Consider the following 22,059-nt stretch of genomic DNA (forward strand, 5'->3'; position numbering starts at 1 on the left):
CGCCTACTCCTCCAGCGGCTGGCCGGCATCGTCGCTCCAGCCGAGCCATACCGCGTCGCCGCGGCGATGGCTCTCTCGGACACGCTCGGTGTTCATCTGCGCCACCAGCATGACGGGACCGTTGCCGATCGCCACCCGGTAGAGCGAGCGGTCGCCCTCGTAGGCGATGTCGACGATCTTGCCGGTCGCGGCGTGCGCCGTGGCCGGCCGATTGGCGGCCAGCACGATCTTCTCGGGTCGCAGCGCCAGCCAGCGGCGTGGCGCGGTCTGCAGGATGTTGGCGACACCGATGAAGTCGGCGACGAAGCGCGTCGCCGGCCGCTCGTAGACGTCGTGCGGCGTGCCGGTCTGCACGATCCGGCCGTCCTTCATCACGGCGAGGCGGCTGGCCATGCCCATCGCCTCCTCCTGATCGTGGGTGACCATGACGAAGGTGAGCTCGAGCTGCTCCTGCAGCCGCACCAGCTCGAAGCGCGTGCCCTCGCGCAGCTTGCGGTCGAGCGCCGCCAGCGGCTCGTCGAGCAGCAGCAGCTTGGGTCGCTTGACCAATGCGCGGGCGAGCGCGACGCGCTGGCGCTGGCCGCCCGAGAGCTGCGCCGGCCGGCGCGCGCCCAGGCCGTCGAGCTTGACCAGCGCCAGCGCCGCGGCGACGCGCTCGGCGATCTCGGTCTTCGCCACGCCCTCGCGCTTCAGGCCGTAGCCGACGTTGTTCGCGACATCGAGATGCGGGAACAGCGCGTAGGACTGGAACATCATGTTGACCGGCCTGAGGTGCGGCGGCACGCCGGTCATGTCCTGGCCGTCGATGACGATGCGGCCCGAGTCGGGCGTCTCGAAGCCCGCCAGCATGCGCAGCAGCGTGGTCTTGCCGCAGCCCGAGCCGCCCAGCAGCGCAAACAGCTCGCCGCGGGCGATCTCGAGATCGACACCCGCAACGGCTTGCACGGCGCCGAAGCTCTTGGCTACGCCGTCGATCTTGACGATGGGTCCGCTCACCCGGCCAACTTAGCGGCCGGTCTTGATCGCGGTCCACAGCCGCGTGCGTTCGCGGGTCTGCTCGGCGTTGGCGGCGGTGATGGTGTAGAGCTTGGCCCGCGCCTCGGCGGGCGGGTAGATCCACGGGTTGCCGGCGATCGCCTTGTCGAGCAGCGCCGTTGCCGGGAGGTTGGCGTTGGCGTAGCCGGTGAGGGTGCTCGACGCCGCCGCGACCTTGGGCTCCAGCATGAAGTCGAGGAAGCGATGGGCCTGCTCCGGGTTGGGCGCGTCCTTGGGGATCGCCGCTGTATCGATCCACAGCATCGCGCCTTCCTTGGGCGGGCCGTAGGCGATCTCGCGCTTCTGCGCGGCCTTGGCGGCGCGGTCGCGTGCCTGGAGGATGTCGCCCGAGTAGCCGAAGGCCAGGCAGATGTCGCCGCCGGCCAGCGCGTTGATGTACTCCGACGAATGGAACTTGCGGATCGACGGCCGGATCGCCTTCATCACCTCGGCCGCCTTGGCGAGATCCGCGCTGCTCTTGGAATCGGGATCGAGCCCGAGATACTTCAGCGCCGCCGGGAACATGTCGGTGGCGCTGTCGAGCACCATGACGCCGCAATCGGCGAAGCGGCTGACGATCTTGGGATCGAAGATCATGCCGAGCGACTCGACCGGCGCGTCGGGCATCCGCTTCCTGATCTCGGCGACATTGTAGCCGACGCCGATCGTGCCCCACATCCACGGGATGGCGTGCCGGTTGCCGGGATCGTACTTGGCGAGCTCGGCCATGAGCTTGGGATCGAGGTTGCCCAGGTTCTTGAGCTTGGCCTTGTCGATCGGCTGGTAGAGCTTGGCGGCGAGCTGGCGCACCAGGAAAGGCGAGGCCGTCGGCACGACGACGTCGTAGCCCGAACGGCCGGCCTTCAGCTTGGCATCGAGGATCTCGTTGCTGTCGTAGGTCGTGTAGTTGACCTTGATGCCGGTCTCGGCAGTGAAGACCTTGAGCCGGTCCTCGGCGATGTAATCCGACCAGTTGTAGACATTGACCTGCTTCTGGGCGGTCGCGGGCGACGCCAATGTCAGCAACAGCAGCAGGCCAGCAAGAAAGCGCATCGAATACTCCGAACGGGGCGGGCGCATGATCCCGGCGGCTCGGCCGAAAGGCAAGCGCCTGCCCCGTTCGAGGTTCAAGCTGTCTGCGGGCGATGCAGGTTGCGCGTGAACCACATGGCGAGCGACAGCATGGCGAACAGCAGCAGCGAGCCCGCCAGCAGGGCGACGTCCTCGAGCTGCAGCAGGGCGTAGAGCGCGGCGTACAGGACGGCGAGGAAACCGCCGAAGGCCAGGCCCGGCGCAAACCGGCGCTGCACGGCGCCGGTATAGACCGCGGCCTGGCCGGCGACGGCGGCGGCGCTCACCAGATAGGCTGACCCGAAGCCGATCTGCTCGCTGAACGACAGCAGCAGGAGGTAAAAGACGCAGAGCGACAGGCCGATCAGGCCGTACTGCAGCGGATGCGGCCGCGTGCCGGTCGCCAGCTCGAACAGCAGGCAGGCGGCCAGGGTCAGGCCGATGAACAGCACGCCGTATTTGATCGCCCGGTCGGTCTCGCGATAGGCGTCGATCGGCGTGACCAGGGTGACGCCGAACGCCGATTCGAGCACCGCCGACGGCGCCGGTCCATCGGCGGGCAGGCGGCCCCAGAGCTGCGGATAGCCGCGGCCCAGCGACGAGGTCATCCAGGTCGCCCGGAAACCGTCCCGGCCGACCGTCTGGCTCGCGGGCAGGTAGGGGCCGACGAAGCTCGGCGACGGCCACGGCGAGACCAGCGTCGCCTCGGTGCGCTTGCCGAGCGGCACCAGCGACAACCGGCCGCTGCCCGCGAAGGTGATGCGGAAACGCACGGTCACGGAGTCGCGCGCGGCGAGGCCGCTACCGAGGCTCGCCTGCAGGGAGCTGAGCCAGCTGCCGGTATCGGCGGTCCATTCGACCGGCGTGCCGTCGACATCGACCGTCTCGGCGGAGAGCGAACGGTCCTCGCTGACGCCGACCAGCAGGCGGGCGGCGCTCCAGTCGAGCTCGTTGTCGCCGGCCGACAGCGCGCGCAGCTCGCGCAGGTCGAACTCGGCCACCACGTCGAGGCTGGCGCGATAGACCGGCACGGCGAACAGGCCGCGCCGGCGCTGCTCGGGCATGATCTCGCCGTTGAGGGTGAGCTTCTGCGGCAGCAGGATGGCCTGCCGCGACACCGGCCGCTCCTTGTGGGGCACCAGGATGCGCGGGCCGACGAAGGTCTGCGCCTTGCCCCACCACGTCTGGACGCTCTTGATCGCTTCCTCCTGGTAGCCCTGACGGTCGGCGACCACGGTGCCGACCAGGTCGAGCGGGATCTTGAGCGCCAGCGTGAGCGCGGCCAGCAAGAGGGCGCGGGCGAGCAGGCTGCCGCCCGACAGAAACTCGTAGGCAAGGCGGAAGATCATCGGCGGTCTCCGGTTGTGACGGCGGGACCGTGCGGCCGGGGCGTGCAGGGAAGGCGCAGGAGTCATGGATTTTCGATGCAAAGCGCGGCGCCCCCGTCGACAGGCCGCGGGCCGGCGCTAGAGTTGCAACCCATGCGAAAGGTTCTGGTCGTCGACGACGATGCGCATATCCGGGACGTGGTGTGCTTCGCCCTGCGGCGGGCGGGCTTCCAGCCGCGCGCCGCCGGCGACGGCAAGGCCGGGCTGGAGACGGCGGCGCGTGAGCTGCCGGCGCTGGTGATCCTCGACATCCTGATGCCCGAGCTCGACGGCACCGAGGTCTGCCGCCGCCTGCGCAGCCAGTCCGATGTGCCGATCATCTTCCTCACCTCCAAGGACGAGGAGATGGACCGCATCCTGGGGCTCGAGCTCGGCGCCGACGACTATGTCGTGAAGCCGTTCAGCCCGGGCGAGCTGGTGGCGCGGGTCAAGGCGGTGCTGCGGCGCAAGGGCGGCGCCGCGCCCGAGACCGAGCGTCTGGTGCGCGGCGCGCTGGTGATCGACCTCGAGGCCCACACCGCCTCGTGGGCCGGCACCGAGGTGCCGCTCACCGCCACCGAGTTCTCGCTGCTCAAGGCGATCGCCGCCCAGCCGCGCCGCGCCTTCACCCGCGACAACCTGATGACGGCGGCCTATGCCAACGCCCGCTTCGTCAGCGACCGCACGATCGACAGCCACGTCCGCCACATCCGCGCCAAGTTCCAGGCGCTGGGCGGCGACCCGATCGAGACGGTGCACGGCGTCGGCTACAAGCTCGCGAGCTGAGCCGGTCCGTTGCGTCTGCCCGGCATCCGCACGCTGCTGCTGGCGACCTATCTCGCCGTCCTGCTGCTGCCGGTCGCGGGCATCGGCATCCTGCGGCTCTACGAGAGCGCGCTGATCCGCCAGACCGAGGCCGAGCTGATGGCGCAGGCCGCGGTGTTGTCCGCGTCCTACCGCGCCACCTGGCTGGAACGCGCGCCGGCCGGCGCGCTCGAGGCGATGCCCAAGGTCGAGCTGCAATGGGCGGGCAGCGTCCAGTATGGCGCCGGCTGGATCCCGCTGCTGCCGCAGCTCGACCTTGCCGACGCGCCGATCCTGCCGCGGCCGGCCGACGCCGTGCCGCCGCCGCAGCCCGCCGATCCGGTGGCGCTGGCGGTCGCGCGCTCGCTCGACCCCGTGGTCAAGGAGGCGCGGCGCATGACGCTCGCCGGCATGCGCATCCTCGACGCAAGCGGCGTCGTGGTGGCGGCGACGCAGGACGAGGACCTCGGCAAGAGCCTGGCGGCGCAGGACGAGGTGGCGCATGCGCTGCGCGGCGCACCCAAGGCGGCGTTGCGCGAGCGCGACGTCGATCCGGCCGACTACAGCATGATCTCGATCAGCCGAAACACGGCGCTGCGCGTGTTCGTGGCGGTGCCGATCCTGGCCGAGGGCCATGTGCTGGGCGCCGTGCTGGTGTCGCGCACGCCGCGCAACATCGTGCAGACGCTGTACAGCAAGCGCTATGCGCTGCTCGAGCTGGCGATCGTGCTGCTGGCGACGGTGACGGCGCTCGCCTGGTTCACCGGCCAGACGGTGATCCGGCCGACCCGCCAGCTCGCGGCGATGGCGCGGCGGGTGGCGCGCGGCGAGATCCGCGCCGTCGAGCCATTGCACCGGCCGCTGATGCGCGAGGCGCGCGAGCTCTCCGACTCGATCGTCACCATGGCGCGCAAGCTCGAGGCGCGCGCCGACTATGTGCGCGAGCTGGCGCTCGGCATCAGCCACGAGTTCAAGACGCCGCTCACCGGCATCCGCGGCGGCGCCGAGCTGCTGCGCGACCATCTCGGCGAGATGTCGGAGGACGAGCGGCGGCGCTTCCTGTCGAACATGCTGGCCGACACCGCGCGGCTGGAGCGGCTGGTCACCCGCATCCTCGAGCTGGCCCGCGCCGACGCCGTCACGCCGCAGGGCGACGAGCGCTGCGATGTCGCCGCGGCGGCGGCCGAGATCGCGGCCGAGGCGCGCAAGGCCGGGCAGCGGGTCGCGGTCGAGGCTATGCCGGCATCCTTGCCCGCCACCATCGACCGCACCTCGTTCGACATCGCGCTGGCCAACCTGCTCGACAATGCGCGCCAGCATGCCGGTGCCCAAGCCTCGGTGACGATCTCCGGCCGCCTGGCCGACGGCGTTGTGGTCGAGGTGCGCGACGACGGCGTCGGCGTCTCGCCGGGCAATGCCCAGCGCATTTTCGACCGCTTCTTCACCACCCGGCGTGACGCCGGCGGCACGGGGCTGGGCCTCGCTATCGCCCAGCGCCGCGTTCAGGCGTTCGGCGGCGAGCTGTCGCTGGAGGCGGCCGAGAAGGGCGCCCTGTTCCGGATTCGGCTGAAACCGGCCTAAGGGCCGAGACTTCCCACCGCCGTGGGAAGCCTCCGATGCACTTGGCACAAGGCTTTTCCGGGAATCCTGCCGACACACCCTCCCTCCCCCATGGTGTTAGGATACCGCGTATGACCGTTGCCGCCCGCTTTGCCGCCCATGCGCTCGAGATGCGCTTTTCCGATCTGCCGGCGACGGCCGTCGAACGAGCCAAGGTGTACGTCCTCGACAGCCTCGGGGTCGGCATCGCCGGCTCCTCGGTCGACGGCGGCGACGGGCTGCTGCGCGTCGCGTCCGGCTGGGGCGCGCCGGCGGTGCCGGTCTGGGGACGGGCGACGCGGCTCGCGGCGCCGGCGGCCGCCTTCCTCAACGCCTGGCAGATGCACAATCAGGAATACGACTGCCTGCACGAGGGCGCCGTGGTGCATGCCCTGGCGACGACCCTGCCGGTGGCGCTGGCCGCCGCGACTCAGCGCGGCGTGACGGGCCGCAAGCTGATCGCCGCGGTCGCGGTCGGCGCGGATATCGCGGCGGGGCTCGGCCTCGCCTCGAAGGCCGGGTTTCGCTTCTTCCGGCCGGGGACGGCCGGAGGTTTCGGCGCCGTCGCGGCAGCCGCGCGCCTGCTGGGGCTCGATCGGAAGGCACTGGAAGCGGCCTTCGCCTGGCAGCTCGCTCAGGTCAGCGGCACCATGCAGGCCCACACCGAGGGCAGCCCCATCCTGCCGGCACAGGTCGCGTTCAATGCGCGGGCGGCGCTGCAGTCCTGCGAGCTGGCGACACTCGGCTGGGCGCCGCCGCAGGCGATCTTCGAGGGACCCTACGGTTATCTCAGCCTGTTCGAGGGCGCCTTCGAGCTGGAACCGATCCTCGAGAGCCTCGGCCGCGACTGGCGGATCGCCGAATTCAGCCACAAGCCGTTCCCGGCCGGCCGCGCCACCCATGGCGGGATCGAAGGCGTCATGGCGCTGCAGGCCGACCACGGCTTCGCGGCTGCCGACGTGGCCAAGGTGGAAATCGATGCGCCGCCGCTGATCGTCCGCCTGGTCGGGCGCCCGCCGCGGGCCGATGCGAGGGCGAGCTACCTGCGCCTCTGCGTGGCCTACGCCGTGGCCAGGGTGCTGAAGAACGGCGCAATCGATCTGTCGGATTTCCGCGGGCAGGCGCTGACCGATCCCGAGACGCATGTGCTCGCCGCGCGCGTCGCGACCCGCGACGACGGCAATCCCGATCCCAATGCCCTCGCGCCGCAGACCGTGACCGTCCATCTCAAGAATGGCGCGGCGCTCTCCTGGCGCTGCAAGACCATGCTTGCCCATCCGGCGCGGCCGCTGACGCGCGATCAGCACCTCGCCAAGTTCCACCGCTGCCTCGCGTTCGCCGCGACCCCGCTGCCGCCGGGCACGGCCGACCGCCTGATCGAAACCGTTGACCGCCTGGAAAGCGCTGACGATGTCGGCGCGCTCGGCGAATTGGCGGCGGGCTACACCCCGAGATAGCGGTGCTGCAGCTCGGGATCGGCGGCCAGCGCCGATGACGGGCCGGACCAGACCACGCGGCCTTTCTCGACGATGTAGTGGCGGTCGGCGAGGCCGATCAGGGCGCCGACATTCTTGTCGATCACCAGGATCGCCTGGCCCTCGGCCTTGAGCCGTCGCAGGCAGGCCCAGATCTCCTGCCGGATCAGCGGCGCCAGGCCTTCGGTCGCCTCGTCGAGGATCAGCAGCTTGGGGTTGGTCATCAGCGCGCGGCCGATCGCCAGCATCTGCTGCTCGCCGCCCGAGAGCTGGTTGCCGCGATTGGCCTGCCGTTCCTTGAGCCGCGGGAAGAACTCGAACACGCGCCGGAGCGTCCACGGGCTCGGCCGGGCGGTGCGGTTGGCCGACGCCGCGACCAGGTTCTCGCGCACCGAGAGGTTGGGGAAGATCTGGCGGCCTTCGGGCACCAGCCCGAGGCCGAGCCGCGCGATCCGGAAGGCGGGGAGCTGGTCGACGCGCTGGCCCTCGAATTCGATGGTGCCGCGGCGCGCCGCCAGCAGGCCCATGACGGCGTGCACGGTCGTGGTCTTGCCCATGCCGTTGCGGCCCATCAGGGTCACGACCTCGCCGGCATCGACCGCGAAGGCCATGCCGAACAGCGCCTGGCTGGCGCCGTAGAAGCCTTCGAGGTTCTCGACCTTCAGCATCACGCGCCGTCCTCGCCGAGATAGGCCTGGCGGACCTCGGGATGGCGGCGGATCTCGTCCGGCGTGCCGCAGAAGAGGGCGCGGCCATAGACCAGCACGGTGATGCGGTCGGCCAGCGCGAACACCGCATCCATGTCGTGCTCGATGAGCAGCATGCCGCAGCGGCTCTTGAGGCCGCGCAAGGTTTCGACCATGCGCTGGCTCTCCTCGGCGCCCATGCCGGCCATCGGCTCGTCGAGCAGCAGCAGCTTGGGCTCGCCCGCCATCGCCATGGCGATCTCGAGCTGGCGCTGCTCGCCATGGCTGAGCGCCGCGGCGGGCGTCGTGGCGCGCGCACCGAGGCCGACGGCGTCGAGGCCGGCCTGCGCCTTGGCGCGCCGTGCGCGGTCGCGGCGGACGTCGGCGAGGAAGCGGAAGGAATGGCCGTCGTGTGCCTGGAGGGCGAGCGCCACGTTGTCGAGAGCGGAGAACTCGCGCAGCACCGAGGTGATCTGGAACGAGCGACCGAGGCCCAGCCGTACCCGCGCATGCGTCGGCAGGTGGGTGACGTCGCGGCCGGCGAAGCGGATCGTCCCTGAGTCGGGCGCGAGGTTGCCGGTGAGCTGGCCGACCAGCGTCGTCTTGCCGGCGCCGTTGGGACCGATCAGGGCGTGGATCTCGCCGTCCGCCACGTCGATCGAGACGTTGTCGGTGGCGATCAGGCCGCCGAAGCGCTTGACCAGCCGGTCGGCGGTGAGCAGGGCGGTCATTCGCGCGCCCTCAGCAGCGAGGCCATGCCGCCCCGGGCATAGAGGGCGACGATCACCAGCAGCGGGCCGAATGCGAGCTGCCAGTATTCGCCCCAGCCCTTGTGCAGCAGGTCGAGGAAGGGCTTCAGCAGCTCCTCCAGCGCGAAGAAGACGACGGCTCCGTAGAGCGGCCCGAAGCGTACGCCGATGCCGCCCAGCACGACGATCACGATCAGGTCGCCCGACTTCACCCACGACATCATCGCGGGCGAGACATAGGCGCCCTCGTTGGCGAGCAGGATGCCGGCCAGCCCGCCGAAGGCGCCGGCGATGATGCAGGCGACCAGGCGGACCTGGAACACCGGGAAGCCGAGCGCGGTCATGCGCAGCTCGTTCGACTTGGCGCCGCGCAGCACGTAGCCGAATCGCGAATGGGCGAGCCGGCCGCAGAACCACAGGGTGCCGCAGAGCAGCGCGAAACACAGCCAGTAGAACTGCGCCTTGTCGCGCAGGTCGATGATCCCGAAGCGGCTGCGGCTGATGTTCAGGCCGTCGTCGCCGCCATATCCTTCGAGTCCCGAGGCGAGGTAGTAGACGAGCTGCGCGAAGGCGAGCGTGATCATGATGAAGTAGACGCCGCGGGTCCTGAGCGACAGCGCGCCGACCAGCGTCGCCCACGCGATCGAGACGGCGAGCGCGACCGGCCACTGGATCCAGCCGCTCTGGATGCCCTCGGCCGAGAGGATGCCGACGGCGTAGCCGCCGATGCCGAAGAAGGCGGCATGGCCGAAGCTCACCAGCCCGCCATAGCCCAGGATCATGTTCAGGCTGACCGCGGCGATCGACCAGATGACGATGCGCGTGCCGACCGACAGCAGGTAGCGCTGGTCGAACGCCTGGGTGAGCAGCGGCAGGACCGCCAGCAGCACCAGCAGCAGTGCCGTGACGATCGCGCGCGGCTGTTTGAGACGCTCGATCACGTGCGCTGCCCGAACAGGCCGGTCGGCCGCCACACCAGCACGGCGGCCATCAGGACGTAGATCAGCACCTGGCTGATCGCGGGCGCGGCGGCCGACGCCGAGGCGGGCGGCAGGAAGGCCTTGAGCAGCTCGGGCAGGAAGGCGCGGCCGACGATGTCGATCTGGCCCACGATCATGGCGGCGACGAACGCGCCCTTGATCGAGCCGATGCCGCCGATGACGATGATCACGAAGGCGAGGATCAGGATGTCGTCGCCCATGCCGATCTTCACCGAGGCGATCGGCGCCGCCATCAGGCCGGCCAGGCCTGCGAACACCGCGCCGAGGCCGAACACCAGGCTGAACAGCAGCTCGATATTGACGCCCAGCGCCGCGATCATGCGCCGGTTGGAGGCGCCGGCACGGATCAGCATGCCCATGCGGGTGCGCGCCACCAGCCAGGCGAGCAGCAGCGCCACCAGGCTGCCGACCACGATCAGGGCGAAGCGGTAGGCCGGGTAGGGCACGCCCGGCAGGATCTGCACGGTGTGGCTCAGGAACGACGGCACGGCGATGCTCTTGCCGGCCGGACCCCAGACCAGGCGCACCAGGTCGTTGAAGAACAGGATCAGGCCGAAGGTCGCCAGCACCTGGTCGAGATGGTCGCGCGCGTACAGCCTTCGCACGACCGTCATCTCGAGCAGCACGCCGACCACGAAGGTCGCCGGGAGGGCGAGCAGCGCACCCAGCACGAACGAATCGGTCCAGGTGATGAAGGTCCAGGCGAGGTACGCGCCCACCATGTAGAGCGAGCCGTGCGCCAGGTTGACGAGGTCCATGATGCCGAAGGTCAGCGTCAGCCCGGCCGCGAGCAGGAACATCAGCAGCCCGAGTTGGACGCCGTTCAGCACCTGGATCAGGAGATAGTCCATTGTCCCCTCAAACGAAACGGGAGCGCGAGAGCGCTCCCATTCCTTTCCTCCCCATTCCGATGGCGAGGTGTCGCCGCCTCACGGCGACGGCGGGGTCAAGACTCATGACCCCTCCGTCAGCGTAAGACGCTGACACCTCCCCAGAAGACTGGGGAGGAATCCATGCCTCACTTCATCGAGCACTTGTCGTAGTAGGCGTCCTTGCCGTCCTTGACCGCGGTGGCGATGGTCTTGACCGTCATCATGCCGGCGGCGTCCTTCACCGTCTCCTGGATGTAGAAGTTCTGGATCGGGAACTGGTTGGTGTTGAACTTGAAGTCGCCGCGCAGCGACTTGAAGTTGGCCTTCTTCAGCTCGGCCCGCACCTTGTCCTTGTTGGAGAGGTCGCCCTTCAGCGCCTCGGCGGCCGAGGCGATCAGCATGATCGCGTCGTAGCTCTGCGCGCCGTAGTAGGACGGGTAGACGTTGTGCTTCTTCTTGAAGTCGGCGACGTAGCGCTTGTTCTGCTCGTTCGGCAGGTCGTTGACCCACTCCTGGGCGCCGAGCGTGCCGAGCGCCGCTTCGCCCTGCTGCGGCAGCGTGATCGCGTCGATCGAGAACACCTGGTAGAGCGGCACGGTCTTGTTGAGGCCGGCCTGCACCCACTGCTTGACGAACTGCACGCCGTGCGCGCCGGGATAGAAGATGAAGATGCCGTCGGGCTTGGCCTGGGCGATCTTGGTCAGCTCGGCCGAGAAGTCGAGCTGGTCGGGCCACTTGGTGTAGTCCTCGCCGAGCAGCTTGCCCTTGTAGGTGCGCTTGACGCCCGCGAGCATGTCCTTGCCGGCAGCGTAGTTCGGGCCGACGACGTAGAGGCTCTTGACGCCCTTGGTGTTGAGGTAGTCGCCCATCGCCATCGGCGTCTGGTCGTTCTGCCACGAGGTCGAGAAGTAGTTCTTGTTGCACAGCTCGCCCGCGATCTGCGACGGGCCGGCATTGGCCGAGATCAGGATGGTGTCGCCCTCGTCGGTCACGGTCTTGAGCGAGGCGAGCAGCACGTTCGACCAGATGTAGCCGGCGACGAAGCTCACCTTGTCCTGCTGCACGAGCTTCTCCGACCGCGCCTTGCCGACGTCGGGCTTGAACTGGTCGTCCTCGTAGACGATCTCGATCGGCTTGCCGGCGATCTTGCCGCCGAGATGCTCCTTGGCGAGCTCGACCGAGCGGCGCATGTCCTCGCCGATCGCCGCCTGCGGGCCCGAGAAGGTGCTGACGAAACCGATCTTGACGCTCTGCTGCGCCCCCGCGGGCTGCAGCGCGAGCGCCGCCAACGCGATTGTTGCGGACCCAAACAATTTGGCCGTCATGTGCCCCACTCCCTGTTTCAGTCGGTCTGTATATGAGCCGAAAACCTTCATGCGCGCAATTTAAAGCGCTGGATCTTGCCGGTCGCCGTCTTGGGCAGCTCGGCGACGTACTCGATCCAGCGCGGGTACTTGTAGGGCGCCAGGCTCTTCCGGCAGAGGTCGGTCAGTTCGTCGGTGAGGGCCGCGCCGCCGCCGCCCGCCTGCTTCAGCACCACGATCGCCTTGGGCTTGATGAGCTGGTCGGCGTCGGCCTGGCCGATCACCGCGGCCTCGAGCACCGCCGGATGGGTGATCAGGCAGCTCTCGATCTCGATCGGCGAGCACCAGATGCCGCCGACCTTCAGCATGTCGTCGCTGCGGCCCTCGTAGACCAGGTAGCCGTCGGGATCCTCGCGGTAGGTGTCGCCGGTGTTCAGCCAGCCGTCGATCATGGTCTCGGCGGTCTTCTCGGGCTTGTTCCAGTAATACTTGGCCGCCGATTCGGCGCGGATCCACAGCGCGCCGCTCTCGCCTTTCTTCACTGGCTGGCGGGCATCGTCGACCACCTTGACCTCGTAGCCGGGCACCGGCTTGCCGCTGGTGCCGGGGCGATAGTCGTCGAGCCGGTTGCCGATGAAGATGTGCAGGCACTCGGTCGAGCCGATGCCGTCGAGGATCACCGTGCCCGTCTTCTCCTTCCAGCGGCGGAAGATGTCGGCCGGCAGCGGCTCGCCCGCCGAGACGCAGGCGCGGATGCTGTCGAGCTGGCGCGGCTTCTGGTCGAGCGCCGCGAGCTGCGCGGCGTAGAGCGTCGGCACGCCGTAATAGAGCGTCGGCTGGAATTTCTCGATGTTGTCGAAGGTGGTGTCCGGCGTCGGCCGGCGGTCGTCGAGGATCGCGGTGCTGCCGGTCCACAGCGGGAAGGTCATGGCGTTGCCGAGACCGTAGGCGAAGAACAGCTTGGCGGCGGAGTAGGAGACGTCCTTGTCGGTGACGCCGAGCACGCGCACGCCGTAGAGCTCGCTGGTCACCACCATGTCGCGATGGCCGTGCACTGCGCCCTTCGGCCGGCCGGTCGAGCCGGAGGAATAGAGCCAGAAGCAGTCGTCGGTCGGCGCCGCCAATCGCGCCTCGAGCTGCGGTGACGCCTTCGCCATCTCGGCGAGGAAGGCATCGACCGTCAGCATCTTGACCGGGAACTGCTTCAGCGCCGGCTCGATCTCGCCCGCGAACTCCGTCGAGTAGACGACCAGGCCGCAGCCCGAATCCTCGAACATGTAGGCGTAGTCGGCGGCGCGCAGCAGCGTGTTGGGCGGCACCGGCACGATGCCGGCCTTGATCGCGCCCCAGAACAGATAGAAGAACGCCGGGCAATCCTTCACCGCCATCAGCAGCCGGTCGCCCGGCCTGAGCCCCTGCGCCAGCAACGCGTTGCCCGCGCGGTTCACCCGCTCGGCGAGCGCGCCGAAGGTGACGGCCTCGCCGTGCACCGTGCGGATCGCGACCTTGTCGCTGCGACCTTCGGTCAGATGCCGGTCGATGAACGGCACCGCGACGTTGAAGCGCTGGGGCAGCCGGACCTTGTTGTCCGGACCGAAGGAGATATCGTGCGGAAGGGTCATGGCAGGATGCGAAGCAAAGGTTGCAGGTTCTTCATGTAGACCGAAGCGTCGGCGGATGGCAGCCGGATCTCGGCGGAGATCCATCAATCCGGTGACGATGACGAAGCGCTCGGTCGTCCGGTAGAAAACGCCGAGCGACCAGCGCTTGAGTACGGCTCGACGGAGACGGCGTGCATACTCTTCGTGCAGCTCGGGGAACTCCGACAGCAGGTCGAGGAGGCGGGCGAAATCGCGCCAAAGCGCCCGTTCGGTGCCTGGAGAGACCTCCGCAAGATAGGAAAGACGATCCTTCAATTCTTCCGCGGTTGCGTCGGCGAGGATGACGGCGCGCTTCATCCGTACTTGCGCCGCAGCTCCTCACGCAGGTCTTCCCATCGGACGCCCTTCGACGGGTCACGCTCCAACTCGTCCGCCCGCCGTTCAAATTCGGCGAGCAGTTTGGGGTCGATCGTGTCGTCGAATGCCAGCGCCTCCAGGGCAGCAGGATCGCCGCGTTCAGCGTCCTTCTCGATGCTGGACCACAGCTCCTCGATGAGACGAAGCCGCTCTTCGACAGTGAGCGAAGCGGGGTCAGTAGGTTGTGCCATGGCTGCGAGTTTACCTCCCTTTCTTGCTGTCTCCCAACGGCCAGCGTGTCGTCACGGCCGCCGTGTAGCTTAACCGGCCGGCAAATGTCATATCGGGGTGGGGAGATCGCCATGGATTTTGCGCGCTGGCTGCCGGGCTTGGCGGCTCTTCGAACCTATCAGCCGTCGTTCCTGCCGCATGATCTCGCGGCGGGCCTGACGCTGGGCGCCGTGATGGTGCCGGTCGGGCTCGCCTACGGCGAGCTGGCCGGGCTGCCGATGGCCGGCCTCTACGGCAGCATGCTGCCGCTCTTGGCCTACGCCCTGTTCGGCAGCTCGCGGCAACTGATCGTCGGCCCCGATTCGGCGATGGCGGCGATCGTCGCCGTTACCCTGATCCCACTGGCCAAGGGCGACCCGATGCGGCTCGCCATGCTGGCCGCCGATCTCGGCCTCATGGTCGGCGTGCTCTGCCTGCTGGGCGGCCTGCTGCGGCTGGGCTTCATCGCCAACTTCCTGTCCAAGCCGGTGATCGTCGGCTTCATGCACGGCCTGGCGCTGGTCATCGTCGGCGCCCAGCTGCCCAAGGTGCTGGGCATCAAGGCCCAAGGCGAGACCACGCTCGAGCAGTTCCTGAGCCTGCTGGCGCATCTCGGCCAGTCCAATCTCGCGAGCCTGGCGATCGGCGCGGCCTGCTTCGCCGTCATCCTGCTGTGCCGCCGCTTCGCCAGGCGCGTGCCGGGCGCCGTCGTCGCGCTCGCTGCCGCGGCCGCGGCGGTGCCGCTGCTCGGGCTCGACCGCTACGGCGTCGCGCTGGTCGGCCACGTGCCGGCCGGCCTGCCGTCGCTGGTCCTGCCGATCCCGTCGCTGCAGGACTTCGACGACCTGCTGCCGATCGCCTTCGTGACGGCGCTGCTGTCCTTCTCCGACACCGTCATTGCCGCCCGCGCCTTCGCCGCGCGCAACCGCTACCGCATCGACGCCAACCAGGAGCTGGTGGCGCTGGGCATCGCCAACCTGGTGTCGGGGGCGAGCCAGGGCCTGCCGATCAGCGCCAGCGATTCGCGCACTGCCGTCGCCGAGGCGGCCGGCGCGCGCAGCCAGGTGACGTCGCTGGTCGCCGCGCTGGTGATCGTCGCCGTCATGCTGTGGCTGTCGCGCTTCCTCGCCTACCTGCCGATGGCGGCCTTGGGCGGCGTGCTGATGGCGGCGGCCTGGAGCCTGTGCGAGTTCCACGAGTTCGGCCGGCTGTGGCGCTTCCGCGGCGTCGAGCTGGTCGGCGCGCTGGTGACGCTGGTCGGCGTAGTGACGCTCGGCGTCATGGAGGGAATCCTGCTCGGCGTGGTGTTCGCGATCGTGCTGCTGCTGCGCGCCTTCGCCTTTCCGCCCGACGCCGTGCTCGGCCGCACGCCGGACGGCGAGTGGCACGACCCGGCCTACCGTCCCGACGCGGTGCCGGTGCCGGGCGTGGTGGTCTATCGCTTCTCGGCGCTGATCTTCTTCGCCAACAGCACTCTCTTCCGCGAGCGCATCGAGGCGCTGGTCGCCGGCGCCGCGCCGCCGGTGAAGGCGGTCGTGATCGATTGCAGCGCGATCAACGACATCGACCTGATGGCCTGCGACATGCTGGTCGAGCTCGACGGCGAGCTGCGCGAGCGCGGCATCCAGCTCCTGTTCGGCAACCTGCGCGACCGCGTGAAGCGCGACATCGAGCGCGGCCTGGCGCTCGGGCCCGACGAGCCCGACCCGACCTATCCCAGTGTCGCCGCCGCCGTGCAAGCGATCAGGCTCTAGTTGAAGCGGACATATTCGAAGTTGGCCGGCTGGCGGTTGATGCCGTGCTGCGGCGGCGCGATCCAGTTGGCGAACTTGCCGGGCTCGACCACCGCGCTGCCCATCAGCGAGGTGACGTAGGCGCGGTCCTCGTCGGTCGGCAGCCACTTGTGGGCGTTGGCCTTCCACGCCTCGGCGCTCATCGGCTTGCCCTCGGGCGAGACGTGCAGCTCGTTGAAGGCGCCGATGCGGCGGTTGAAGGCGCGATGCGGCAGCTCGAGCTCGAAGGCGATGCCTGAATCGGCGATCGCCTTGTTCCACTTCAGCAGGCCCTTGGCGCAGTCCTCGACATAGTCGTTGCGCAGCCGCTCGTTCAGCGCCGACAGCGCCGGCACGGTCCTGCGCACGATGCGGCCGTCGTCGGCCGTGTCGATCTCGAAGGTGGCGGCGGTCAGGACGTGGTCGTCCTCGATCCGGGTCTCGAGGTACCGGCCCTTGACGCCCATCGTGTAGTAGTTGGCGGCGTTGGTCGACGCCTCCTGGCCGAAAAGGTCCAAGGACACGGAAAAGTGGAAGTTGAGGTACTTCTGGATGGTCGCGAGGTCGATCGCGCCCAGGCTGCGCACGTCGTCGGTCTTGTGCTCCTTCATCAGGTCGCAGGTGCGCTGGACGATGCGCTGCACGCCCGATTCGCCCACGAACATGTGGTGCGCCTCCTCGATCAGCATGAAGCGGCAAGAGCGCGCCAGCGGATCGAAGCCCGACTCGGCGAGCGAGGCGAGCTGGTACTTGCCGTCGCGGTCGGTGAAGTAGGTGAACATGAAGAAGGAGAGCCAGTCCGGCGTCTGCTCGTTGAAGGCGCCGAGGATGCGCGGCTTGTCGGGGTCGCCGGAATGGCGCTCCAGCAGCATCTCGGCCTCCTCGCGCCCGTCGCGGCCGAAATAGGCGTGCAGCAGGTAGACCATGGCCCACAGGTGCCGGCCTTCCTCGCAGTTGATCTGGAAGACGTTGCGCAGGTCGTAGAGCGACGGCGCGGTCTTGCCGAGCATCCGCTGCTGCTCGACCGACGCGGGCTCGGTGTCGCCCTGGGTGACGATCAGGCGGCGCAGGGTCGAGCGCAGCTCGCCCGGCACTTCCTGCCACGCCGGCTTGCCCTTGTTGTCGCCGTAGGCGATCACGCGGTTGGGGTCCTGGCCGGCGAGGAAGATGCCCCAGCGATAGTCCGGCATCTTGACGTAGCCGAAGTTCGCCCAGCCGTTGGCTTCGGCCGAGATCGCGGTGCGCAGATAGACGTCGAAGTTCAACGTGCCGTCCGGCCCCATGTCCTTCCACCAGTCGAGGAAGCGCGGCTGCCAGTTCTCGAGCGCGCGCTGCAGGCGGCGGTCGGACGAGAGGTCGACGTTGTTGGGGATGCGCTGGGTGTAGTCGATGGCCATTGTTTCCTCCTACGCGCGCTTGCGGTCGTACTTGGCTTGCTTGCCGGTGCCGTAGAGCTTCAGCGCGCCCTCCGGTCCGGTGGCGTTGGGCCGCTGGAAGATCCAGTTCTGCCAGGCCGAGAGGCGGGAGAAGATCTTGGTCTCCATCGTCTCCGGGCCGGCGAAGCGCAGGTTCGCCTCCATGCCGATCAGCCCATCGGGCGAGAAGCCGGCGCGCTCCTCGAGGACGAGGCGCACCTCGTCCTCCCAGTCGATGTCGTCGGGCGTGAAGGTCACGAGGCCGAGTTCGTCGGCCGCTTCGGCATCGATCGCTTCGCCAATCTCATTCTTCAGGTTACCGACGTGCTTGGGCTCGCTGAGGAAGCGCGTGCCGAGCCGCGTCAGGCCATTGCCCATCGGGTAGGGGCCGAAGTTCATGCCGGTCAGCTTGATCGCCGCGGCCGGCAGGTTCGAGCCCTCGAACACGCCATCCAGCATGTAGGAGCGGTCGGCCGCCAGCACGAGCTCGAACAGCGTGCCGGTGAAGCACGAGCCGGGTTCGACCAGCGCGATCAGGCTGCGCGAGGAGACGTCGAGCCGCTTCAGCGTGCGCTTCCAGTACAGAACGATCTCGCGCACCAGCCAGTTCGCCTGTTCCTTCGCGAGCAGCGCATCGTAGGCCTCGACCAGCGCGGCGTCGCCCTGGCTGTGCAGCACCCAGGTGCCGATCTCCGTCTCGTTCAGCCGCAGATGCATCATCGCGTCGTCGAGCGAGCGGGCCAGTGCCAGCGGCCAGAAGGCGGCGCCTTGCGCCTGGATTGCCGCGGCATCGGCCGGGGCTGCGGAGGACGGGCCGCCGATGCGGAAGTGGGCGGCGCGGCGCTCGCGGTCGAGCTCGACCGTGAGATGCGGGTAACGCAGCGTGTCGCCCTCGACGGTGCGCTCGACGGCGGGCAGGGCGATGCCCTTTGCGTCCTTCGGGCGCTTGGACTTGGTGGCGACCTCTTGCGCGATCTTCTGCGTCTCGGCCGTGAGCTTGCTCGGCGGGATCAGCTTGTCGACCAGGCGCCATTGCTGGGCACGCTTGCCGCGCACGCCCTCGGCGGTGGTGCAGAAGAAGTCGGCGTGGTCGCGCCGCACCAGGCGCTTGTCGACGAGTCGCGTGAGACCTCCGGTGCCGGGCAGCACGGCGAGCAAGGGCAGCTCGGGCAGCGACACCGCGCTCGAGCCGTCGTCGGCCAGCAGGATCTGGTCGCAGGCCAGCGCCAGCTCGTAGCCGCCGCCGGCGGCGATGCCGTTGATCGAGCAGATGTAGGTCTGGTCCGAATGCTCGGTCGCGTCCTCGATGGCCAGACGCGTCTCGTTGGTGAACTTGCAGAAGTTGACCTTGTGGTCGTGGCTCGACAGGCCAAGCATGTTGATGTTGGCGCCGGAGCAGAAGATGCGGTCGCGCTGGCTGCGGATCACCACCGCGCCGATCTCCGGATGCTCGAAGCGCAGCCGCTGCACGGCGTCGGCGAGCTCGATGTCGACGCCGAGGTCGTACGAGTTGAGCTTGAGCTTGTAGCCGGGCCGCAAGCCGCCATCCTCGTTCACGTCCATGGTGAGATAGGCGACGCCGTTCTCGGTCTCGAGCTTCCAGTGCTTGTAAGCGGCCGGCTCGGTGCGGAAGTCGATGGTGTCAGCCATGGCGTTCCCTATTTCTGTAATTCGGTACTGAAATACCTATTTACTTTCGCCGCTGCAAGCGCATTCTCTGCGCAGACCTATGGCCGCCATCCGTCCCGTACAAGCCTCTGATTTACCGGCGATTTCCGCCCTGGATGCGCGCCTGACCGGGTCGGAGAAGCCCGATTACTGGCGGGAAATGCTGGAGGCCCCGGGCCGGCACTTCCTGCTGGCCGAGACCGACAAGGGCCTGGCCGGCTTCATCGCCGGCGAGATTCGCGCCTGGGAGTTCGGCCAGCCGCCGGCCGGCTGGGTGTTCGCCATCCAGATCGATCCGAAGCTGCGTCTGAGGGGCGTCGGCACGGAATTGTTCGAGGCGCTGGTCGCGCGCTTCAAGGCCGAGGGCGTGACGCGCGTGCGCACGCTGGTCGATCGCAAGGATCATCTCATCCTGTCCTTCTTCCGCGCGCAGGGCATGGTGGCGGGTCCGTCGCTGCAGCTCGACAAGGATCTCTCATGAGGGATCTCTCGTGAGGGATTTGTCGTGAAGCTGCAGACCGCGACGCGGCTCGGCCTCTATGCCGTGCTCGAGCTGGCGCGCGATCCCGATCGCACACTCTCTGCGGCCGATCTCGCCGAACGCTTCGGCGTCTCCAACCATCACCTCGCGAAAGTTTTGGGGACGTTGTCGACCGCCGGCTTCGTGCGTGGCGGGCGAGGGGCGAGCGGTGGCTATCGATTCATCGGCAATCGCAAGCGCACGACGCTGATGGATATCGTCGCGCTGTTCGAGCCGGCGCCCGGTCAGCGCGCGAAGGAGCCGGGCGAGGACACCGACATCGGTTCGGCGCTGCAGCGCGTGCTGCTGGAGATCGACGAGATCGCCGAGGCGACCTTGCGATCGATCAGCCTCGAGACGTTGCTGGCTCACCTGTAAACGCATAGGAGCCAGCGGATAGCCCGATGGTTCGCGGTCACCGGCGCCGCTACCGTTTTCCCCAATAAGCAAGCCATTGGAGGAAGCGTACCATGCAAGCGTCTGTGTCCGACCGCGTGCTCGAAGCCGCCACGATCCGCCGCGTGTCGTGGCGGCTCATGCCCTTCCTGCTCCTGGCCTATCTGATCTGTTACATCGACCGCGTGAACGTGGGCTTCGCCGCCCTGCAGATGAACAAGGCGGTCGGCCTCGATCCCAAAATCTACGGCCTCGGCGCCGGCATCTTCTTCGTCGGCTACTTCATCCTCGAGGTGCCGAGCAACCTCGCGCTGCAACGCTTCGGCGCGCGGGTCTGGATCGCGCGCATCATGATCTCGTGGGGCATCGTCTCGATGGCCTTCGCGCTGATCGGCGGCCCGATCTCGTTCCTCGTGCTGCGCTTCCTGCTGGGCGCTGCCGAGGCGGGCTTCTTCCCGGGCGTGATTCTCTACATCACCTATTGGTACCCGGCGCACTATCGCGCGATCATCGTCGGCATCTTCATGGTGGCCATCCCGGTGGCCGGCCTGATCGGTTCGCCGATCTCGGGCGCGATCCTGTACATGGACGGCATCCTCGGGCTGGGGGGCTGGCAGTGGATCTTCATCCTCGAAGCCCTGCCGGCGGTGCTGCTGGGCCTCGCCGCCTACATCTGGCTGACCGACCGTCCCGAGAGCGCGACCTGGCTGACGGCCGAGCAGCAGCAGTGGCTCACCGGCAAGCTGCAGCTCGAGAAGAGCCGCACGCCGCGGGTCGCGCCGGCATCGGTGTGGCGCGTGATGACCAACAAGTACGTGCTGATCATGGCGCTGGTCTATGCCGGTGCCTCCGGCGCCTCGACCGCGCTCGCGCTCTGGATGCCGCAACTGGTGAAGTCGTTCGGGCTCACCAATTGGGAGACCGGCCTGGTCAACGCCGTGCCGTTCGGGATCAGCGCGGTGATCATGATCCTGTGGGGACGCCATTCCGACCGCACCGGCGAGCGCGTCTGGCACAATGCGCTGCCGCTCGCCTGGATGGTGCTGGCGCTGTGCGCTACGTTCTTCGCCATTCACAACCTGTGGGCCATGGTCCCGCTGCTGACCCTGATCGCCGCCGGCACCTACGCGAGCAAGGGACCGTTCTGGGCGCTGTGCTCGGAATGGCTGGGCGCGGGCGCCGCGGCGGCCGGCCTGGCGCAGATCAATGCCCTCGGCAACCTGTCGGCCTTCGGCTTCAACTACCTGATCGGCTACATCCAGGCGGAGACCCACAGCTTCCCGCTGGCGCTGATGCCGATCGCGGTCGTGGCGACCTTGGGGACGATCAGTGTGCTGGTGATCGGCCGTCATCAGCCGCGAACCGTTGCGGCCACGACGTGATGCTGCCCTATCCCGTGAAAGCGGTCGTCTTCGACATGGACGGCCTGCTGTTCGACACCGAGAGCCTGTATGAGCGGGCGATCCTCGGGGCCGCGCGGGAGCTCGGCTGTGACATGAGCGTGGAGGTCTTCCATCGTTTTGTCGGCACGCCCTGGCAGACCAATCGCCGCGTGATGATCGAGCATTACGGCGAGTCGTATCCGGTCGATGCTCTGCGCACGGCATGGATGCGACACTTCGGGGTGCTGGTCGAAGATGGATTGGAACTGAAGGCCGGCGTCATCGAATTGCTGGAACTGCTCGACCGAATCGGCCTGCCGCGCGCGATCGCGACGTCGTCGTCGCACGATACGGTTCGGCGCCACCTGGGCAAGCACGGGCTCGCGGAGCGCTTCCACGCCGTTGTCGCGGCCGGTGACTACGCGAACAGCAAGCCGGCACCCGATCCCTTCCTCCAGGCTGCCGCGCGGCTGGCCGTCGAGCCGCGTCATTGCCTGGCGCTGGAGGATTCGCACAACGGCATTCGCTCGGCGTCGGCGGCCGGCATGATGGCGGTGATGGTGCCGGATCTTGTCGCGCCGACGGACGAGATCATGGCGCTCTGCTCGGTCGTGCGGAGCCTGCACGATGTGCAGCCGCTCCTCCCGTCGGCCGACGACTTGCAGCAGGCCGACCCGGGGACCATGCTCAAACCGAAGTGACGCGCACCCACCTC

20 protein-coding genes are annotated in these 22,059 nt (G+C 68.4%); 8 read left to right on the forward strand and 12 right to left on the reverse strand.

From position 1 onward, the window contains the following. Window positions 1–3: 3 nt before the first annotated feature. The 3 genes from J0J01_RS25830 to creD form a co-directional block, all read right to left on the reverse strand. Window positions 4–996, reverse strand: coding sequence for an ABC transporter ATP-binding protein (locus tag J0J01_RS25830; protein ID WP_365738327.1), 993 nt, complete (start codon window positions 994–996; stop codon window positions 4–6). Between the two features lie 9 nt (window positions 997–1,005). Continuing rightward, window positions 1,006–2,088, reverse strand: coding sequence for a polyamine ABC transporter substrate-binding protein (locus J0J01_RS25835; RefSeq protein ID WP_296386002.1), 1,083 nt, complete (start codon window positions 2,086–2,088; stop codon window positions 1,006–1,008). Window positions 2,089–2,162: 74 nt separating this feature from the next. Continuing rightward, window positions 2,163–3,455 (reverse strand): cell envelope integrity protein CreD, encoded by a 1,293-nt coding sequence (gene creD, locus J0J01_RS25840; RefSeq protein WP_296386004.1) that lies wholly within the window; start codon window positions 3,453–3,455, stop codon window positions 2,163–2,165. 132 nt (window positions 3,456–3,587) lie between these two features. Between creD and J0J01_RS25845 the strand changes: the two genes are divergently transcribed. The 3 genes from J0J01_RS25845 (at window position 3,588) to J0J01_RS25855 (ending at window position 7,333) form a co-directional block, all read left to right on the forward strand. Further along, the gene (locus J0J01_RS25845) at window positions 3,588–4,259 is read left to right on the forward strand and encodes a response regulator transcription factor (RefSeq protein WP_296386006.1); all 672 of its coding nucleotides are present in this window, start codon (window positions 3,588–3,590) and stop codon (window positions 4,257–4,259) included. A 9-nt stretch (window positions 4,260–4,268) separates the two neighbouring features. Then, window positions 4,269–5,858: an ATP-binding protein gene (locus tag J0J01_RS25850; protein ID WP_296386008.1), complete on the forward strand. Its 1,590-nt coding sequence runs from the start codon at window positions 4,269–4,271 to the stop codon at window positions 5,856–5,858. 110 nt (window positions 5,859–5,968) lie between these two features. Continuing rightward, entirely contained in the window at window positions 5,969–7,333 is a 1,365-nt protein-coding gene (locus J0J01_RS25855; RefSeq protein WP_296386010.1) for an MmgE/PrpD family protein, read from the forward strand. Here J0J01_RS25855 and J0J01_RS25860 read toward each other — a convergent pair. The 7 genes from J0J01_RS25860 to J0J01_RS25890 all read right to left on the reverse strand — a co-directional run bounded on the left by J0J01_RS25860 (window position 7,318) and on the right by J0J01_RS25890 (window position 14,172). After that, the gene (locus tag J0J01_RS25860) at window positions 7,318–8,019 is read right to left on the reverse strand and encodes an ABC transporter ATP-binding protein (protein WP_296386012.1); all 702 of its coding nucleotides are present in this window, start codon (window positions 8,017–8,019) and stop codon (window positions 7,318–7,320) included. The two genes, J0J01_RS25855 and J0J01_RS25860, sit on opposite strands and share 16 nt — an antisense overlap. Beyond that, on the reverse strand, window positions 8,019–8,768 hold the full coding sequence (locus J0J01_RS25865; RefSeq protein WP_296386015.1) for an ABC transporter ATP-binding protein: 750 nt from the start codon (window positions 8,766–8,768) through the stop codon (window positions 8,019–8,021). Before J0J01_RS25865 ends, J0J01_RS25860 begins: the two co-directional genes overlap by 1 nt. After that, complete coding sequence (locus J0J01_RS25870) at window positions 8,765–9,724, reverse strand: branched-chain amino acid ABC transporter permease (protein WP_296386096.1); 960 nt, start codon at window positions 9,722–9,724, stop codon at window positions 8,765–8,767. Before J0J01_RS25870 ends, J0J01_RS25865 begins: the two co-directional genes overlap by 4 nt. Then, window positions 9,724–10,638 carry a branched-chain amino acid ABC transporter permease gene (locus J0J01_RS25875; protein ID WP_296386016.1) on the reverse strand — a complete coding sequence of 305 codons (915 nt, stop codon included), beginning with the start codon at window positions 10,636–10,638 and terminating at the stop codon, window positions 9,724–9,726. The genes J0J01_RS25870 and J0J01_RS25875 overlap by 1 nt, the downstream gene beginning before the upstream one ends. Window positions 10,639–10,805: 167 nt before the next feature. Continuing rightward, window positions 10,806–11,984, reverse strand: coding sequence for an ABC transporter substrate-binding protein (locus J0J01_RS25880; protein ID WP_296386018.1), 1,179 nt, complete (start codon window positions 11,982–11,984; stop codon window positions 10,806–10,808). A 47-nt stretch (window positions 11,985–12,031) separates the two neighbouring features. Next, window positions 12,032–13,585 (reverse strand): benzoate-CoA ligase family protein, encoded by a 1,554-nt coding sequence (locus J0J01_RS25885; RefSeq protein WP_296386020.1) that lies wholly within the window; start codon window positions 13,583–13,585, stop codon window positions 12,032–12,034. 332 nt (window positions 13,586–13,917) lie between these two features. Next, window positions 13,918–14,172: an addiction module protein gene (locus J0J01_RS25890; protein ID WP_296386022.1), complete on the reverse strand. Its 255-nt coding sequence runs from the start codon at window positions 14,170–14,172 to the stop codon at window positions 13,918–13,920. Between the two features lie 111 nt (window positions 14,173–14,283). On the opposite strand from J0J01_RS25890, the gene J0J01_RS25895 reads away from it, so the two are divergent. Beyond that, window positions 14,284–15,945, forward strand: coding sequence for a SulP family inorganic anion transporter (locus J0J01_RS25895; RefSeq protein WP_296386024.1), 1,662 nt, complete (start codon window positions 14,284–14,286; stop codon window positions 15,943–15,945). On the opposite strand, the gene boxB is transcribed toward J0J01_RS25895, so the two are convergent. Together boxB and boxC are read right to left on the reverse strand one after the other, a co-directional pair. Next, the gene (boxB, locus tag J0J01_RS25900) at window positions 15,942–17,360 is read right to left on the reverse strand and encodes a benzoyl-CoA 2,3-epoxidase subunit BoxB (protein WP_296386025.1); all 1,419 of its coding nucleotides are present in this window, start codon (window positions 17,358–17,360) and stop codon (window positions 15,942–15,944) included. The genes J0J01_RS25895 and boxB overlap by 4 nt on opposite strands. 9 nt (window positions 17,361–17,369) lie before the next feature. Next, window positions 17,370–19,028: a 2,3-epoxybenzoyl-CoA dihydrolase gene (boxC, locus tag J0J01_RS25905; protein WP_296386027.1), complete on the reverse strand. Its 1,659-nt coding sequence runs from the start codon at window positions 19,026–19,028 to the stop codon at window positions 17,370–17,372. A gap of 79 nt (window positions 19,029–19,107) precedes the next feature. On the opposite strand from boxC, the gene J0J01_RS25910 reads away from it, so the two are divergent. From J0J01_RS25910 to J0J01_RS25925, 4 genes are all read left to right on the forward strand, one after another. Further along, the gene (locus J0J01_RS25910) at window positions 19,108–19,527 is read left to right on the forward strand and encodes a GNAT family N-acetyltransferase (protein ID WP_296386030.1); all 420 of its coding nucleotides are present in this window, start codon (window positions 19,108–19,110) and stop codon (window positions 19,525–19,527) included. A 24-nt stretch (window positions 19,528–19,551) separates the two neighbouring features. Next, on the forward strand, window positions 19,552–19,944 hold the full coding sequence (locus J0J01_RS25915; protein WP_296386032.1) for an Rrf2 family transcriptional regulator: 393 nt from the start codon (window positions 19,552–19,554) through the stop codon (window positions 19,942–19,944). Between the two features lie 92 nt (window positions 19,945–20,036). Further along, window positions 20,037–21,344 (forward strand): MFS transporter, encoded by a 1,308-nt coding sequence (locus tag J0J01_RS25920; protein WP_296386034.1) that lies wholly within the window; start codon window positions 20,037–20,039, stop codon window positions 21,342–21,344. A 14-nt stretch (window positions 21,345–21,358) separates the two neighbouring features. Further along, window positions 21,359–22,045 carry an HAD family phosphatase gene (locus tag J0J01_RS25925; protein WP_365738339.1) on the forward strand — a complete coding sequence of 229 codons (687 nt, stop codon included), beginning with the start codon at window positions 21,359–21,361 and terminating at the stop codon, window positions 22,043–22,045. Window positions 22,046–22,059 lie beyond the last annotated feature (14 nt).

The sequence above is a fragment of the Reyranella sp. genome, assembly GCF_017305915.1.
Taxonomy (GTDB): Bacteria; Pseudomonadota; Alphaproteobacteria; order Reyranellales; family Reyranellaceae; genus Reyranella.